Origin of the sequence: Brevundimonas sp. (assembly GCF_035998205.1) — a bacterium.
Taxonomy (GTDB): Bacteria; Pseudomonadota; Alphaproteobacteria; order Caulobacterales; family Caulobacteraceae; genus Brevundimonas.
This window is the reverse complement of record NZ_DASYHT010000006.1, coordinates 841,468-857,055: the sequence shown is the minus strand read 5'-3', so window position 1 is coordinate 857,055 and position 15,588 is coordinate 841,468. Positions and strand designations below refer to the sequence as shown.

Annotated in this window: 11 protein-coding genes; 9 read left to right on the top strand and 2 right to left on the bottom strand. The window is 72.3% G+C overall.

Translation table 11 applies throughout. The features are described from left to right. Window positions 1-6 precede the first annotated feature (6 nt). On the top strand, window positions 7-1,086 hold the full coding sequence (locus VGN74_RS14275) for a CaiB/BaiF CoA-transferase family protein (RefSeq protein ID WP_327449357.1): 1,080 nt from the start codon (window positions 7-9) through the stop codon (window positions 1,084-1,086). On the opposite strand, the gene VGN74_RS14270 is transcribed toward VGN74_RS14275, so the two are convergent. Continuing rightward, entirely contained in the window at window positions 1,083-2,813 is a 1,731-nt protein-coding gene (locus VGN74_RS14270; RefSeq protein ID WP_327449355.1) for an ATP-binding protein, read from the bottom strand. The two genes, VGN74_RS14275 and VGN74_RS14270, sit on opposite strands and share 4 nt — an antisense overlap. 130 nt (window positions 2,814-2,943) lie before the next feature. On the opposite strand from VGN74_RS14270, the gene VGN74_RS14265 reads away from it, so the two are divergent. The 3 genes from VGN74_RS14265 (at window position 2,944) to VGN74_RS14255 (ending at window position 9,328) form a co-directional block, all read left to right on the top strand. Next, the gene (locus tag VGN74_RS14265) at window positions 2,944-3,213 is read left to right on the top strand and encodes a hypothetical protein (protein ID WP_327449353.1); all 270 of its coding nucleotides are present in this window, start codon (window positions 2,944-2,946) and stop codon (window positions 3,211-3,213) included. Window positions 3,214-3,338: 125 nt separating this feature from the next. Beyond that, window positions 3,339-5,111 (top strand): autotransporter assembly complex family protein, encoded by a 1,773-nt coding sequence (locus VGN74_RS14260; RefSeq protein ID WP_327449351.1) that lies wholly within the window; start codon window positions 3,339-3,341, stop codon window positions 5,109-5,111. After that, on the top strand, window positions 5,108-9,328 hold the full coding sequence (locus VGN74_RS14255; protein WP_327449349.1) for a translocation/assembly module TamB domain-containing protein: 4,221 nt from the start codon (window positions 5,108-5,110) through the stop codon (window positions 9,326-9,328). Before VGN74_RS14260 ends, VGN74_RS14255 begins: the two co-directional genes overlap by 4 nt. A 3-nt stretch (window positions 9,329-9,331) precedes the next feature. Here the strand turns inward: VGN74_RS14255 and VGN74_RS14250 are convergent, their stop codons facing one another. Further along, window positions 9,332-9,859 (bottom strand): hypothetical protein, encoded by a 528-nt coding sequence (locus VGN74_RS14250; protein WP_327449347.1) that lies wholly within the window; start codon window positions 9,857-9,859, stop codon window positions 9,332-9,334. 129 nt (window positions 9,860-9,988) lie between these two features. Between VGN74_RS14250 and VGN74_RS14245 the strand changes: the two genes are divergently transcribed. The 5 genes from VGN74_RS14245 to astB are packed head-to-tail and all read left to right on the top strand — an operon-like array spanning window position 9,989 to window position 15,560. Next, window positions 9,989-11,239 carry a hydrolase gene (locus tag VGN74_RS14245; RefSeq protein ID WP_327449345.1) on the top strand — a complete coding sequence of 417 codons (1,251 nt, stop codon included), beginning with the start codon at window positions 9,989-9,991 and terminating at the stop codon, window positions 11,237-11,239. Then, complete coding sequence (locus VGN74_RS14240) at window positions 11,239-12,246, top strand: arginine N-succinyltransferase (RefSeq protein ID WP_327449343.1); 1,008 nt, start codon at window positions 11,239-11,241, stop codon at window positions 12,244-12,246. Before VGN74_RS14245 ends, VGN74_RS14240 begins: the two co-directional genes overlap by 1 nt. Before the next feature lie 16 nt (window positions 12,247-12,262). After that, window positions 12,263-13,681 (top strand): succinylglutamate-semialdehyde dehydrogenase, encoded by a 1,419-nt coding sequence (gene astD, locus VGN74_RS14235; protein WP_327449341.1) that lies wholly within the window; start codon window positions 12,263-12,265, stop codon window positions 13,679-13,681. After that, window positions 13,678-14,208: an endonuclease domain-containing protein gene (locus VGN74_RS14230; protein ID WP_327449339.1), complete on the top strand. Its 531-nt coding sequence runs from the start codon at window positions 13,678-13,680 to the stop codon at window positions 14,206-14,208. Before astD ends, VGN74_RS14230 begins: the two co-directional genes overlap by 4 nt. Continuing rightward, a complete protein-coding gene (gene astB / locus VGN74_RS14225; protein WP_327449336.1) occupies window positions 14,205-15,560 on the top strand; it encodes an N-succinylarginine dihydrolase in 1,356 nt (451 codons plus the stop codon). The genes VGN74_RS14230 and astB overlap by 4 nt, the downstream gene beginning before the upstream one ends. The last annotated feature ends 28 nt before the right edge of the window (window positions 15,561-15,588 follow it).

Here is a 15,588-nt window from a genome sequence, read left to right as displayed (position 1 = left end):
ACAGCGATGACGGGACCCTTGGCGGGCGTGCGGATTGTCGAGTTCGACGGCCTCGGGCCGGTCACCCTGGCCGGCATGGTGCTGGCGGACATGGGGGCCGAGGTGCTGCGGCTGAAGCGTCCCGCGGGCGCGGCGCTCGCCTTCGACGAGGTCGGCGGCGCGATCCTGCACCGCAGCCGGGCGGCGGTGGAGGTCGATCTCAAGTCGGCGGCCGATCTGGAGGCCGTCCGCGGCCTGATCGGGGCCGCCGACGTCCTGATCGAGGGCTTCCGGCCGGGAGTGATGGAGCGGCTCGGCCTCGGGCCGGACGCCTGCCAGGCCCTGAACCCGCGGCTGGTCTACGGCCGCGTCACCGGCTGGGGTCAGACCGGTCCGCTGGCCGACCAGGTCGGCCACGACCTCAACTATCTGGGGTTGACCGGAGCCCTGCACGCCATGGGCGGCGCGGACCGGCCGCCGCCGCCGCCGCTCAATCTGATCGCCGACTACGGGGGCGGGGCGATGATGCTGGTCAGCGGCGTGCTGGCCGGGGTCATCGCGGCGCGCGCCGGCGGGCGTGGCCAGGTGGTGGACGCCGCCATGACAGACGGGGTCGGGGTACTGTCGTCCCTGTTCCACGCGCTCGGGGCGCGCGGCCTGTGGTCATCCGCGCGGGAGGCCAACCTGCTGGACGGCGGGGCGCCCTTCTATCGCTGCTACGCCTGTCGCGACGGCGGCTTTATCGCGGTCGCGGCGCTGGAGCCGCGGTTCTTCGCCGCCCTGCTGACCGGACTCGAGATCGATGCGGCGGAGGTGAACCAGTACGACCGGGACAGCTGGCCGACGCTGCAGGCGCACTTCGAGGGCCTGTTCGCCACGCGCGACCGGGACGCCTGGGCGGCGCACTTCGCCGGCACGGAAGCCTGCGTCACGCCGGTGCTGACCTTCGCCGAGGCCCGCACGTATCCGCAGGCCACGGCGCGGCAGGCGTTCACCCCGGATGGCGCCCCGGCCCCGGCCCCGCGCTTCGACGGTGCGGCGGCCGTCCCGGCCCGGGCCACGGCCTTGAGTCTGGCGGCGGCGACCGCCGCCTGGTCGCCCGGCTAGGCGACGGCCGCCAGCGTCCGCCCGCGGGCCGCGGCGGCGAGGGTGGCGGCGAGCGCGGCCGCATCGATCGGCTTGGTCAGGAAGCCTGCGGCGCCCACGGCCAGCCAGGCCTGTCGGTGCGTGTCCAGCGCATTGGCGGTCAGGGCGACGATGGGCGTGTCGCGACAAGGCCCCGGCCGCTCGCGGATGAGGCGGGCGGCGTCAAGGCCGTCCATGACCGGCATCTGCATGTCGAGCAGGACCACATCGAAGGGTCGCTCGGCGGCGGCGGCCACGGCCTCCGCCCCGTTCTCCACAAGCGTCAGGCGACAGCCCAGCGGCTCCAGAAGGAGAGCGAGAATGCGACGGTTGACCGGATGGTCCTCGGCGGCGAGCACCTCGAGGCCTTCGAGCCCCGCGCCCGCGTCCGTCTCGACCGCAGTCCGCGGCGCCGCGGCGGTGGCGCAGGGGAAGCGGCCCTCGAAGCGGAACAGGGAGCCGCGGCCGGGCACGCTCTCGACCTCAAGTCCCCCCTCCATCAGCGTCGCCAGACGACGGCTGATGGCGAGGCCGAGCCCGGTGCCGCCATAACGCCGGGTCGTCCCCGCGTCAGCCTGTTCGAAGCTGTCGAAAACATGGCCCAGCCGGTCCCCCGGGATCCCGCAGCCCGTATCCTCGACCTCGACCAGCAGGCGGCTGTCCGCCCATGACGCCCGCACGGACACGCCGCCCTGATCCGTGAACTTCACGGCATTGGAAAGGAGGTTGAAGAGGACCTGCTGCAGCCGCAGAAGATCGCCATGCACCATCGGCGGCAGGGCGCCGCGAATCTCGAGCGTAAGGCTCAACCCCTTGGCCTCGGCGCGGGGCCGCCACAGTCGGATCAGCCCCTCCAGCTTGTCGGCCGGATCGAAGGCGATGCGCTCGAGCGTCATCTTGCCCGCCTCGATCTTGGAGAAGTCGAGCACGTCGTTGAGCAGGCCGAGCAGGACCTCGCTGGCGTCCACCAGCATGTCCACCTGTTCGGTCTGCGCACGACTGAGCCGGCTGCCGCGCAGCAGACCGGCGGCCGTGACGACAGCGTTCATCGGCGTCCGGATTTCGTGGCTGACGACGGCGAGAAAGTCGGACTTGGCGGCGCTGGCGCGCTCCGCCTGCGCCGCAGCTTCGCGGCTGACGCGCTCCGCCTGGCGCAGCGCCTGGTCGCGCTCGGACGCCTGGCGGACCGAGACGCCGAGGTGGGCCAGATACAGCACGCCAGCCACCACAACGACCGCCATGGCCGGCTCGCCGCGAACCACCACGTCGTAAAGCGGCATGCCGAGCATATAGGCGCCGTGGGCGCAGAGGGCGGCCCCAAGCAGGGCGCGCGACTGATGCATGTGCATGCTCACGTGCAGCAGGCCGCCGGCGAACTGCATCAGGGCGAACAGACGCCCCGCATCTCCGCCATAGAACCACATGTAGGCGCCGATGCCGGAGTAGACGATGGCCGCCAGAAAGGCGCTGCCGATCGCGAGGGCGCGGAAGGTCGTGGTCGGCCGCCAGTCCGCATCTGACCTCAGCGCCGAGCGGACGAGGGCAAGATCCAGGGCCTGGGTCGCCAGCACGGCGACGAACCACAGAACTGGCGTCCAGCCGGGCGCGAGGAAGAAAGCGATCGCCGCAAGGATCATCGCCATCCAGATGCGGGTCTTCAGCTCTCGCCGACGGGTCTGAATAACGACGCTGTAATCGGACTCGGTCATGGCCTTGTCCCTCCTGTCGCTTAGGCTAGAGGAGGAAGGGAAAGGATTGGTTGCCGGGCCAGTCCGGGCGGAACAGCGGCGAACGCCGGGCGTTCTGCTGCGATCGAAACTGCGGCGGGAACGAAAAGCCATGAGACGAAATTCGCGCGCCGGCCTGACGCTGACGCTGGCGATCGGCAGCGCCCTCGCCCTGGCGGCGTGCGACGCCGGATCGATCGAGGTGGAGGAGCCTGAAGAGGCGCCGGTCGCGCTCCCGGCCGAAGACCGGGCCGTGGACGCCGCCGCCGAGGCCCCGCCGGAAACACCCCCCGGGGAGGAGGTCGCCGACACGGCGCCGCCGCCCGCCGACCCCGACGCCGCCGACAGCGTGCAGCCCGGCAGCGAGACCCTGTTCTACTGACGGCATATGCTCCGCCCTGCCGGGGCCATGTTCCCGTGGCCCTACAGCCCCCCGCCCTCCCGCCGGTCTCCCGGCGCAGCCTACGGACACGGCCGCCCTTGATCCGATCCTGCAGAGCGCTGATCGTGGCGGCCCTGGTCCCGGTGGCGATGGCGTCCGCCGCGGTCGCGGCGGAGCCCCGGGCCCTGATCCAGGGCGAGCTGTCCGCCGAGTTGCGCGGCCAGCTGGAGCGGGCGATCGGCACGGCCGCCGAGCCGGCCGGGAACCGCTTCGAAGCGCGCCGCCGGGCGCGCGCCGCCGCCGGGGCGGCCGAGGCGCTGCTACGCTCCGAGGGCTACTACCAGCCGGTCATCACCCCGGATGTGGAGGACGACGGCCAACCCAGGCCGATCGTAAGGATCGAGCCCGGGCCGCGGTTCGTCCTGACCGAGCCGGTGGTGGAATGGGTCGGCCCCGCCCCGGAGGCCGACAGCGCCGGGACGGTCCTCAGCGACATCAACCTTGAGTCCGGCGCGCCGGCCCGCGCCGCCGATGTCCTGGCGGCGGAGGGCCGCGTGGTCGCCGGACTGGCGCGCCAGGGGTATCCGGACGCTACGGCGGAACCGCGCCGGGTCGTGGTCGACCACGAGACGCGCACCATGGCGCCGACGTTCCGCGTGAGCGCGGGCGAGCTGGTCACGCTGGACGGGGTCCGGGTCGAGACCCGCGGGGTGACCAACCCGGCCTGGGTGGAGCGCCTCGCACCCTGGAGCCCGGGTGCCCGCTACCGTCCCGATTCCGTGGCCGAGCTGGAACGTCGTCTGACCGAGACCGGGGTCTATGACGGAGTGGCCGTCGCGCTTGCACCCCGTGACCAGACCCTGGCGGACGGCAACCGCCCGGTCATTGTCACCCTGACCGACAGCCCGCGGCGGGTGCAGGAAGCAGGTCTCAGCTACTCCACCGCCGAAGGGGCCGGCGTCGACGGCGTCTGGACCCTGCGCAACCGCTTCGGACGCGCCGACACCCTGCGCTTCGGGGCACGGCTGGCGACCATCGACAGCCGTGTCGGCGCGGTGCTGAGCCTGCCCCACTGGCGCAGCCCCGGCCGGACGCTGAGGCTGGAGTCCGCCGTGGTCGCCGAGGACACCGACGCCTATCGCCGTCAGGCGCTGGTGCTGGCCGCCGACGTCACCCAACGGCTGGGGCGCACCTCCTGGTTCAGCTACGGCCTCGGGCTCGACGCCGGCCGCTATGAGGAGAGCCGCTTCGACACCTCGGTGAGCCCGCCCCAGCTTGTCCGGTTCGACCGCGACCTGGCCATCCTGACCGGACGCAGCAGCGCCTACATCGACCGGTCCAACGACCCGCTGGATCCGACCAAGGGCTGGCGGGTGTCGGTCTCGGCCCAGCCGACGGCCGTGGCCGGCGAGGATACGGTGCTGTTCCTGCGCACCGAGGCGACCGGCTCGGTCTATCTGCCGCTGGACGCCGAGGCGCAGACGGTGGTGGCCGGCCGGGCGCGCTTCGGCTCGGTGGTGGGCGGGTCGGAGCTGACGGTGCCCTCGGACCGCCTGTTCTATTCCGGCGGCGGCGGTTCGGTCCGCGGTTACAGCTTCCAGGGGGTCAACCCGCGCCTGCCCGATGACACCCCGCGCGGCGGTCTGTCCCTCGTCGAGGCCTCGATCGAACTGCGCCGCCAGTTCCCGCGCAACTTCGCCGGCGTGGTGTTTCTCGAGGCCGGCTCGGTCGGATTCAGCGAAACGCCGGCGTTGAACGAGGTGCGGTACGCGGCCGGCGTCGGGGTCCGTTACAATCTCGGTTTCGGGCCGATCCGGGCCGACCTCGCCATTCCGCTGAACAAGCGCGACTCCGACGCCCGGTTCCAGGTCTATGTCAGCATCGGGCAGGCGTTTTGAGCGCGCCGCCCCCGGACACCGAAGCCGCAGTCGAGACGCCCCCGGCGGCCCCGCGCCCGGGCCGGTCGCGCCGTCGTCTCGCCGCGCTGATCGCCGGCGGCGTGCTGGGCGGCCTGCTGGCGCTCGTGATCGTGCTGATGGTCGGCGGCCGCATGTATCTGGTGACCGGCCCGGGGCGCGAGCTCGTCACCAGCTTCGTCGCCGGCAAGAGCCTCGGCCGCTTCGGTCGCATCAATGTCGAGGGACTGAGCGGCGACCTGTTCGACGACTTCGGCCTTGATCGCGTCACGGTGGAGGATGAGCGGGGCGTCTGGCTGGAACTGCGCGACGTCCGCGTCGACTGGTCCTACTGGCCGTTGCTGACACGCCGCTTCCATGCCGATCGCGTCGAGGCTGGCCTGATCCGCGTCATCCGCCGCCCGGACCTGCCGCCGTCGGAAGGCCCTTCGGGGGGGCAGCCGCTGTCGATCGACATCGACGCGTTCGCGGCCGACGTCGAACTGCTGGAAGGCTTCAGCCAGACCTACGGCCGCTGGCGTCTGGCCGGCGAGGCCGACCTGCCCCGTCGCGGCGAGCGGCAGGTGAGGCTTGCGGCCGACAGCCTGTCGCGCGAAGGCGACTTCCTGCGTCTCGACGCCCGGCTGGGCGACGACCCGGCGGACCTGCGCCTCGACCTGACGGCCGAGGAGTCGCAGGGCGGGCCGATCGCCGGCGCGCTGGGCTACCCGACCGATCAGCCCTTCATGGCCCGGGCCCTGGTCAATGGCCGCGACATCCTCGCCCGCGTACGCACCGGCCGGTTCACCCCGCTGGTGGTTCAGGGCGCCTACGGGCCGGACGGCGCCCGGGTGTCGGGCTTCGCCGACTTCAGCGGCTCGGACCTGCTGGCCCCGTTCGTTGATCGGGTCGGCCGCACGGCGCGCTTCGGCTTCGCCGCCGTGCCGGTGCGCGACAGCGAGGAACAGGGCGTTGCCTGGCGGCTGCTGGCCGACAACGTCCAGTCGACGGCGCGCGGCGTGGTCCGCATGTCCGACCGTAGCGTCCCCGACGGGCTGGAGATCACGCTCGCCTCACCCTCCCTCTCCAGGGTCGTCGGACGACCTCTGGCCGGCGCCACGCGCTACGCGGGGGTCTTCCGCGGCGACGCGGACCGCTGGCGGCTGGAGGGCGAGGTCGACGTCAGCAGCGTCGATGCAGCGGGCTGGCAGGCGCGCGGGCTGTCCGGGCCGCTGGCGCTTGCGGCGGAAGACGGCCGCCTCGAACTGAGCGGCGAGCTGCAGGCCGCCGGCGGAGCGGACGGGCCGGTCGGCGGTCTGCTGGGCCCCACCCCGAGCCTCGGCTTCACCGTCTGGCGCAGCCGCGAAGGGGCGATCGCGCTCGACCGGGTCGAGCTGGCGAGCCGCAGCCTGCAGGTCGACGGGCGCGGCGGCCGCGCCCTGACCGGCGGCCTGACCTTCGACGGCGACATCGTCCTGACCCGACTGGCGGCCCTGCGCCCCGGCGCGGCCGGCGAGTTCCGCGGCCGGCTGCGGGCCACGGCCGCACGCCCCGGCGCGGTATGGCAGGTCGGTTTCGAGGGACGCGGTCGGAGCCTGCAGACCGGCTTCGCCGAACTCGACCGCCTGCTGGGCGACCAGCCCGCCGTGCAGCTGGGCGGCAGCCTGGGAACAGGTCCGATCACCATCGAGCGGCTGGCCCTGACCGGCGAACATGTGACCGCCGGCGCGCGCGGCCTGATCCGCGAGGCCGGGGAACTGGCCCTCGCGCTCGACTGGCAGGCCGAAGGACCATTCGGCGTGGGGCCCCTCGAGATCGAGGGCGCAGCTACCGGCGAAGGGGCCCTGACCGGCCCGCTGGCCCAGCCGCGGCTTGACCTGACTGCCGACTTCGCCCGGGTCGCAGCGGGCCCGCTGACCCTGACCAACGCCGACCTGACGCTCAGCTTCCGTCGCGGGGCCGACGCCTCGGACGGACGGATCACCGTGGTCAGCGGCTCGAACTACGGGCCCGCAAGGGCCTCTGGCGCCTTCCGGCTGACCGAGGGCGGCGTGCAGCTGTCCGAGGTCGCCCTCGACGCCGGGGGCGTTCAGGCCGAGGGGGCGATCGCCCTGAACGGGACCACTCCGGCCTCCGCCGATCTGTCCTTCACCGCCGGTCCCGGCGCCTTCCTCAGCGCCGGCCGCGCCGAAGGCCGGGTGCGCCTGACCGAGACGGCCGCGGCGGGCGCCGCCGTGCTCGACGTGTCCGCGCGCAACGTTCGCTTCGCCGGCTCCTCCTATGTCATCCAGTCGCTCGACCTCGACGGTCAGGGCAGTCTCGATCGCCTGCCGTTCACGATCGACGCCCGGGTGGGCGGACCGACGCCAGTCGCGCTCTACGGCTCGGGGGTCTACGCCCGCAGTGGAGCCGCCCAGACCCTGACCCTGTCCGGCGGGGGGCAGGTTCGCGAGGTGCCGTTCACCACCCGCACGCCCGCGGTGGTGGCGCTCAGCGGCGCCGGGCGCGTCGCCCGCGTCGACCTGACGGTCGGCGGCGGGATCCTGATGGGCGAGCTGCGCACCGACGACACCGCCACCCTGCTGCAGGCGGATCTGACCAGTGTCGAGCTGGCGTCCATGTTCGAGGACCTCGCCGGCCGGGTCAGCGGTCGGGTAACCCTGCGCGGCGCCGGCGACGACCTGACCGGCGCGGCCAACGTCACCCTGCGCGAGGTGCGCAGCGTCGACGGCGGCGTGTCGATCAACGGGCGTCTGGACGCCCAGCTTCTGGACGACCGGCTCATGATCGACGCCTCGATCGTGGATGAGGGGGTGGTTCGGGCCGGTGCGGATCTGACGCTGCCGGTGGAAGCCTCTGCCGCCCCGCTGCGGCTGGCGGTCAACCGTACCCGGCCGATCAGCGGCGATGTCTTCGCCAACGGCCAGGTGCAGCCGCTGTGGGACCTGTTCATCGGCGGCGGTCGCACCCTCGCCGGCGTGGTCGACGGGCGCGCCGACGTCGGCGGCACCCTCGCCAATCCCCGCCTGAACGGATCCCTGTCGCTGGCGGACGGCAGCTTCCGCGACAGCGCTTCGGGTCTGGAGTTGCGCCAGCTGACGCTGGACAGCCGCTTCGACGACGAGGCGGCCGTGATCCAGAGCTTCAGCGCCCGCGACGAGGGCGACGGCCGCGTCGAGGGCTCGGGCCGGCTCAACCTGCGGCAGGGCGGCGGCTCGACCTTCACCCTCAACCTCGACGGCTTCACCATCATCGACAACGAGCTGGCCACGGCCCAGGCCTCGGGGCCGGTCACAGCCACGCGCGGCGCTGACGGCAACATCGCGCTGGTCGGCCGGATCGAGATCGACGATGCGATCGTCCGGCCCAACCTGCCCGGGTCCAGCGGCATCGTCCCGCTCGAGGTGGTGGAGATCAACCGGCCGGGCGGCGACCCGCCCGAGGACGCCGTGCGCGGGCCGCGCGGCCCGACCATCGGCCTCGACGTGACCGTGCGCGCCCCCGGTCCCTCGGTGCAGGTCACCGGCCGCGGCCTGAATGTCTTCCTGAGCCTGAACGCCCGGGTCACCGGCGCCCTGACAGCCCCGAACCTGAGCGGCACGGCGCGGGTCGTGCGCGGCGATTACGAGTTCGGCGGCAAGCGCTTCGTCTTCGACGACACCGGCTCGGTCACCCTGTCGACCAATCCGGAGAACATCCGCCTCAACCTGTCCGCGGTCCGTGAAGACCCGGCCCTGACGGCGACCATCCGCGTCACCGGCACGGCGGCCCGGCCGGACATCGCCCTCACCTCCTCCCCCGCCCTGCCGCAGGATGAGGTGCTGGCCCAGGTGCTGTTCGGGCGCTCGGCGTCACAGTTGTCGGCCTTCGAGGCGGCGCAACTGGCCTCCGGGGTGGCGTCGCTGGCCGGCGGCGGCGGCTTCGACATCATCGGCAACCTGCGTGAACTGGCGGGGCTGGACCGGCTGTCGTTCGGCGGCGAGGCCTCGGCCCTGACCGTCGCCGGCGGGCGCTACATCTCGGACGACGTCTATCTCGAGATCATCGGCGGCGGCGAGGGGGGCGCCGGGGTCAATGTCGAGTGGCAGGTGCGCCGCAATCTGGCCGTGACCTCCAGCCTTGGCGGCCAGGGCCAGGCCAGCCTGTCGATCCGCTGGCGGCGGGAGTCGCGCCCGCCCGGGGCCGATCGCACGGACCGGCGCCCGAACCGGCGCGACTGAGGTTCAGGCCGCCTCGCGGCGGAACTTCGACAGCGCCGAGGCCCCGCGAATGCCGGAGATGTGCAGCAGCAGCTGGATCACCAGCAGCGCCAGGTTGGTGTAGGTGATCCAGCCCGGCATCTGCGGCTGCGGGCCCGTCAGAGCCGCCAGCTGGTCAGCCATGACCACGCCGAGCAGGCCGGTGAGCAGGCCGTAGGCGACCAGCAGCAGGAACAGGATCGGCACGATGATGTTCGGCTTGAACCACTGGATGCCGGCGAAGATCAGCTGCAGGCCGATGATGAAGGCCGTCAGGCCGATCATGGCCCCCGCGGCGGCGTCCATCATCGCCGCCGTTTCCGGCGTGGCCGAGGCCGCCATGGCCTGCTGCATCGTGGCCGCCCCCTCGGGGCTGGTCATCCAGGCGAGCGTGATGCCGCCCCAGATGACCCCGAGCAGGATCGACACGGCGCTGGCGCGGGCTGACGCCTTCGCCTCCCCTTCGTTGGTGATTTTCGCGGCGGGGCTGAGCCCCGCGATGAGACCGGACATGTCATCAACCTCCCTGAGAATGACAAAGGTCCTTTACATGACAAGGAACCCTTACACAAGCCCTCCGCGAACCCGTCGGTCGCGGCCCCCGGGGTTCACCTTTGGCGCCGCCCCGGCTAGAGATGAGGCATGCGGATTCTCGAACAGGATCATGCCGCCCTCGACCTGGTCGGGCGGGGGGCGGAAGTCCTGATCGACCGCGCCGTGCGCTGGTCGAACGTCAATTCCGGCAGCGATCATGTGGAGGGCCTCGAGGCCACCCTCGCCCTGCTGGAAACTGAAGCCGCGCGCCTGCCGGCCGAGGTCAGCCGCGTCCCGACCCAGGGCTTCTCCACCGTCGCCGACGACGGCAGCCTGATCCCGCGCCGCAGCCCGGACGCGCTGAAGATCAGCGCCCGCCCCGAAGCGCCGATCCAGATCGTCCTGACCGGCCACTACGACACCGTGTATCCCCGGGACAGCACCTTCCAGACGGTCGTCGCGCGGCCCGACGGGGCGCTCAACGGTCCCGGCATCGCCGACATGAAGGGCGGCATCTCGGTCCTGCTCGGGGCGCTGGAAGCTTTCGAGACCCACCCCGACCGGGCCGGCGTGGGCTGGACCGCCCTGCTGTCGCCCGACGAGGAGATCGGCTCGCCCGCCTCGGCGCCCCTGCTGGCCGAGCTCGGGGCCCGCGGCCACCTGGGCCTGACCTATGAGCCGGCGCTCGCCGACGGCCGGCTGGCCGGGGCCCGCAAGGGCAGCGGCAACTTCCACATCGTCGTGCGCGGCGTTGCCGCCCACGCCGGGCGCGCCTTCGCCGAGGGCCGCAACGCCGTGGCCGGCGCGGCCATGATCGCCGCCGCCCTGCACGCCCTGAACGGCCAGCGCGACGAGGTCACCGTCAATGTCGCCCGCATCTCGGGCGGCGGGGCGCTGAACGTCGTCGCCGACAATGCCGTGGTCCGCTTCAACGTGCGCGTGCCGGACCGCGCCGCCGCGGACTGGATTTCCGCGGCCATCGCCGAGGTCGTCGCCACGCCGCCGTTTGAGGGCCTGACCGTCGAGCTGCACGGCGGCTTCACCCGTCCGCCCAAGCCCATGGACGCGGCCCAGTCGGCCCTGTTCGAGGCGGTGCGCGAGACGGGCGCCCTGCTGGGCCAGACCATCGCCTGGTCGCCGTCCGGCGGCGTGTGCGAGGGTAACAACCTGCACGCCGCGGGCCTGCCCAACATCGACACTCTCGGCGTCCGCGGCGGTCTGATCCACTCGGAACAGGAGTTCGCCTGGCCGGACAGCTTCGCCGAGCGGGCGCAGCTGTCGACGCTGATCCTGTGCAAGGTCGCCTCGGGCGAGATCGACGCCGCGAAGCTCAAGCAGCTGCGGCTGGAGAGCCTCTGATGCTGGTGGTGCGCCCGGCCGGGCCTGACGATCTCGACTCCCTGCTCGAGCTGGCCATCCTGTCCGGTCCCGGCTTCACCAGCCTGCCCGAAGATCCGGACCAGCTGATCGAGCGGCTCGACCTCAGCCGCGACAGCTTCCGCGGGACGATCGATCCGACGGCGCGCTGGTACACCCTGATGCTCGAGGAGAGCGACACCGGCGACGTCGACGGCGTCGGCGGGGTCAAGGCCGCGGTCGGGCTGGACCGCCCCTTCTTCTCGTTCCGCGTGGTCAACACCACCCAGTCGTCGCCGTCCCTCAACCTGCGCCTGGATCACCAGACCCTTGTGCTGGTCAATGAGTGCACCGGCTTCAGCGAGGTCGGCTCGCTGTTCCTCAAGGCCGACCGGCGCAAGGGCGGCGCGGGACGTCTGCTCAGCCAGTCGCGCTACATGCTGATCGGGGCCGAGCCGGACCTGTTCGGGGAGACCGTGCTGGCGGAACTGCGCGGCGTCTTCACCCCCGACGGCGCCTGCCCCTTCTGGGATCATGTGGCGCACCGGTTCTTCCCGATGGAGTTCGATGATGCCGACCGGATGACCGGGTCGACGGACAAGCAGTTCATCCTCGACCTCGCGCCGCGACACCCGATCTACGTCCAGCTGCTGCCGGAGCCGGCGCGGGCGGTGATCGGCAAGGTCCACCCCCAGGGCGTGCCGGCCATGGCCCTGCTGGAAAGCGAGGGCTTCCGGCCCAACGGCCTGGTCGACATCTTCGACGCCGGGCCGACCGTCACGTGCGAGCGCGACAACATCCGCACCGTGCGCGACGCCCGCGTCCTGGCCGTCGAGATTCGCGACCGGGTCGAGGCTGAGCTGCCGTCCCTGATCTCTACCACTTCGGTCTCCGGCTTCCGCGCGGTGCGCCAGAAGGCCGAACTCACCGACACCACCGCCGTCCTGACCCGCGAAACCGCCGAGGCGCTCAAGGTGCGCGCCGGCGATCGGGTGCGGGTGAAATCCTGAAGCCCGGAGGGGCGCGATGACCCAACTGACCTCCACCAATCCCGCCACCGGCGAGGTCGTCTGGACCGGCCCGGAGGCGACCCCGGCCGAGGTCGCCGCCGCCGCCGCCGCCGCTCGCGCCGCCTTCCCGGACTGGGCGGATCGCGCGCGGCAGGACCGGATCGACGCGGTGAAGCGCTACCAGACCGTGCTCAAGGCCAACGCCGACCGTCTGGCCGAGACCATCGCCAACGAGACGGGCAAGCCGCTGTGGGAGACGAAGACCGAGGTCGCCGCCATGGTCGGCAAGGTCGACATCTCGATCCGCGCCTACGATGAGCGCACCGGCGAGCGCACGTCCGAGACCGGCTTCGGCCGTGCGGTGCTGCGCCATCGGCCCCACGGCGTCGCGACGGTGCTCGGCCCGTTCAACTTTCCGGGCCATCTGCCGAACGGCCACATCGTCCCGGCCCTGCTGGCCGGCGACACGGTGGTGTTCAAACCGTCGGAGGAGACGCCGGCGGTTGGCGCCCTGATGGCCGAGGCCTTCGCCGAGGCCGACCTGCCGAACGGCGTGGTCAATGTGGTGCAGGGCGGCCGCGAGGTCGGGGCGGCGCTGCTCGATCAGCCCATCGACGCCCTGATGTTCACCGGCTCCGGCGCGGCCGGGGCCCACTTCCGCCGCAAGTTCGCCGACGACCCGCACGTCATCCTGGCGCTTGAGCTGGGCGGCAACAACCCGCTGGTGGTCTGGGACGCGGCGGACGCCGAAGCCGTGGCGGGGATCGTCGTCCAGTCGGCCTTCATCACCACGGGCCAGCGCTGCTCCTGCGCCCGCCGGCTGATCGTGCCCGAGGGGCCGCAGGGCGACGCCATCGTCGAGGCGGTCGCCGCCCTGTCCGACCGGCTGGTCTTCGCCCCCTGGACCTCGGATCCGGAGCCCTACGCCGGGCCGCTGATCTCGGAGAAGGCCGCCAGCGCCGCGCTGGCCGCCCTGCAGCAGCGCATCGACGCCGGGGCCCGGGTGATCCGCGCCTCGGGCCCGGTCGGCAACCTTCCGGGCGCCTTCGTCAGGCCGGCCGTGATCGACGTGACGGGCGTGGACGTCCCCGATGAGGAGATGTTCGCCCCCTTCCTGCAGGTGACGCGGGTCCCGAGCTTCGAGGCGGCCATCGCCGCCGCCAACGCCACCCGCTACGGCCTCTCGGCCGGGCTGGTCAGCGATGATCCGGCCAACTGGGACCGCTTCGTCCGCCGCATCCGCGCTGGCGTGGTCAACTTCAACCGGCCGACCACCGGCGCCGCCGGCGACATGCCCTTCGGCGGCCTCGGCGCCAGCGGCAACCACCGGCCCTCGGCGTACTATGCCGCCGACTACTGCGCCTATCCCGTGGCCAGCTTCGAGGCCGACGCCGTTCGCAGCATCGAGGGCGAGATCAAGGGGTTGAGGGCATGATGGCCGCGCCCCCCTTTGAGCGGGACAAACCGGTCGCCGCGAGGACCCGAAGCCGTGCAAGACGCCTCAGGGCAGAGCCGACCTGGACCGAGGCGCGCCTCTGGCAGGCGCTCCGCGATTGCCCGGTCCGGATTCGACGGCAGGCTCCGATAGGCCCCTACATCGTCGACTTCGTCTGCCTTCGAGCCCGACTGGTTATGGAGGTCGATGGCGGCGTTCATTCGCGCACCGACGTGGCGCTGCGGGATGTCGAGCGTGATGCCTGGCTGCAGGCTGAAGGCTACCGAGTCATGCGGATCGACAGCCGCAGGATCCCGGGCGACCTTGAGAGGGTGATATTCGAGATCGCTGAAACCATCCGCGCCAGAGTCCCCCTTCCCCTCGAGGGGGAAGGGGTCAGGGGATGGGGTGTAGCCGCAGCGGATCAGGATGGGGCGAAGGAGGCGTCGCGCCTCGCGCGCAAGCCTTTCGAGGGGCAGGGATACACCCCCTCCCAACCCTCCCCCCTTGAGGGGGAGGGCTCATGAGTACTGCCATCGAAGCCAACGCCGACGGCCTGATCGGGCCGACGCACTCCTATGCCGGCCTGTCGCCGGGCAACCTCGCCTCCAGCCTGAACAAGGGCGAGGCGTCGAACCCGCGGGCGGCGGTGAAGCAGGGGCTGCAGAAGATGCGCCGGCTGCACGATCTCGGCCTGCCGCAGTTCATCCTGCCGCCGCACGAGCGGCCGAACATTCCCTTCCTGCGGTCGCTGGGCTTCGCCGGGACCGACGGCGAGGTGCTGGCCCGCGCCTGGAAGGAGGCGCTGTCGTTCGCCGCCGCCGCCTGCTCGGCCTCGCCCATGTGGGCCGCCAACGCCGCGACCGTGACCCCCTCGGCCGACGCCGCCGACGGCCGGCTGCACTTCACCCCGGCCAACCTCGTGACAAACCTGCACCGCTCGCTGGAGCACGCCCAGACGCGCCGGGCGCTGCAGGCCCTGTTCCCCGATCCCCGGCGGTTCGCCGTGCATGAGGCCCTGCCCCCCGTGGCGCACCTCGCGGATGAAGGCGCCGCCAACCATGTGCGGCTCTGCGCCGCCCACGGGGAGCCCGGCGTCAACCTGCTGGTCTGGGGCCGCGAGGCCTGGGAGCCGTGGGACGGCCCCTACCCCGCCCGCCAGACGCGCGAGGCCTGCGAGGCCATCGTCCGCCGTCATGGCGCGGGCCGGCCGGTGCTGGCCCGCCAGGGCAAGGCGGCGATCGCCGGCGGCACCTTCCACAACGACGTGGTCTGCGTCGGCGCGCTGGACACCCTGTTCTTCCATGAGCTCGCGTTCGAGGACACGGACACGGTCAAGGCCGACATCCGCGCCGCCGCCGATGGTCTGTTCGAGCCGCTGTTCGTCGAGGTGTCCGCCGAGGACCTGCCGCTCGCCGACGCCATCTCCAGCTATCTGTTCAACTCCATGCTGATCCAGGTTCCGGGCGAGTCGCGCCTGACCCTGGTCTGCCCGACGGAGACGCAGGAAAACCCGCGCAGCCGCGCCGTGACCGAGCGGCTGGTCGCCTCCAACGGCCCGATCGGCCGGGTCGAGTTCGTCGATGTGCGCCAGTCCATGCGCAACGGCGGCGGTCCGGCCTGCCTGCGCCTGCGGGTGGTGATGACCGAGGCCGAGCTGGCGGCGGCCAACCCCGCCATGCGCCTGACGCCGGAGCTGCATACCCGGCTCGACGCCTGGGCCGACCGCCACTACCGCGACACCCTGACCGCTGCGGATCTGGCCGATCCGGCGCTGCTGGAGGAGACGCGCGGGGCGCTGGACGACCTCACCGGCCTGCTGGGCCTGGGCTCGGGATTCTACCCCTTCCAGCGGGACCCTGCAGCGGCCCTCGCATAGGTATTTCTTATGGGGAAAACTTGAATAT

Coding starts and splice junctions, on each gene's coding strand:
- VGN74_RS14265 (WP_327449353.1), top strand. CDS start 2,944: ATGAGACGAAATTCGCGCGCCGGCCTGACGCTGACGCTGGCGATCGGC.
- VGN74_RS14240 (WP_327449343.1), top strand. CDS start 11,239: ATGCTGGTGGTGCGCCCGGCCGGGCCTGACGATCTCGACTCCCTGCTC.
- VGN74_RS14275 (WP_327449357.1), top strand. CDS start 7: ATGACGGGACCCTTGGCGGGCGTGCGGATTGTCGAGTTCGACGGCCTC.
- VGN74_RS14250 (WP_327449347.1), bottom strand. CDS start 9,859: ATGTCCGGTCTCATCGCGGGGCTCAGCCCCGCCGCGAAAATCACCAAC.
- astD (WP_327449341.1), top strand. CDS start 12,263: ATGACCCAACTGACCTCCACCAATCCCGCCACCGGCGAGGTCGTCTGG.
- VGN74_RS14245 (WP_327449345.1), top strand. CDS start 9,989: ATGCGGATTCTCGAACAGGATCATGCCGCCCTCGACCTGGTCGGGCGG.
- VGN74_RS14270 (WP_327449355.1), bottom strand. CDS start 2,813: ATGACCGAGTCCGATTACAGCGTCGTTATTCAGACCCGTCGGCGAGAG.
- VGN74_RS14230 (WP_327449339.1), top strand. CDS start 13,678: ATGATGGCCGCGCCCCCCTTTGAGCGGGACAAACCGGTCGCCGCGAGG.
- astB (WP_327449336.1), top strand. CDS start 14,205: ATGAGTACTGCCATCGAAGCCAACGCCGACGGCCTGATCGGGCCGACG.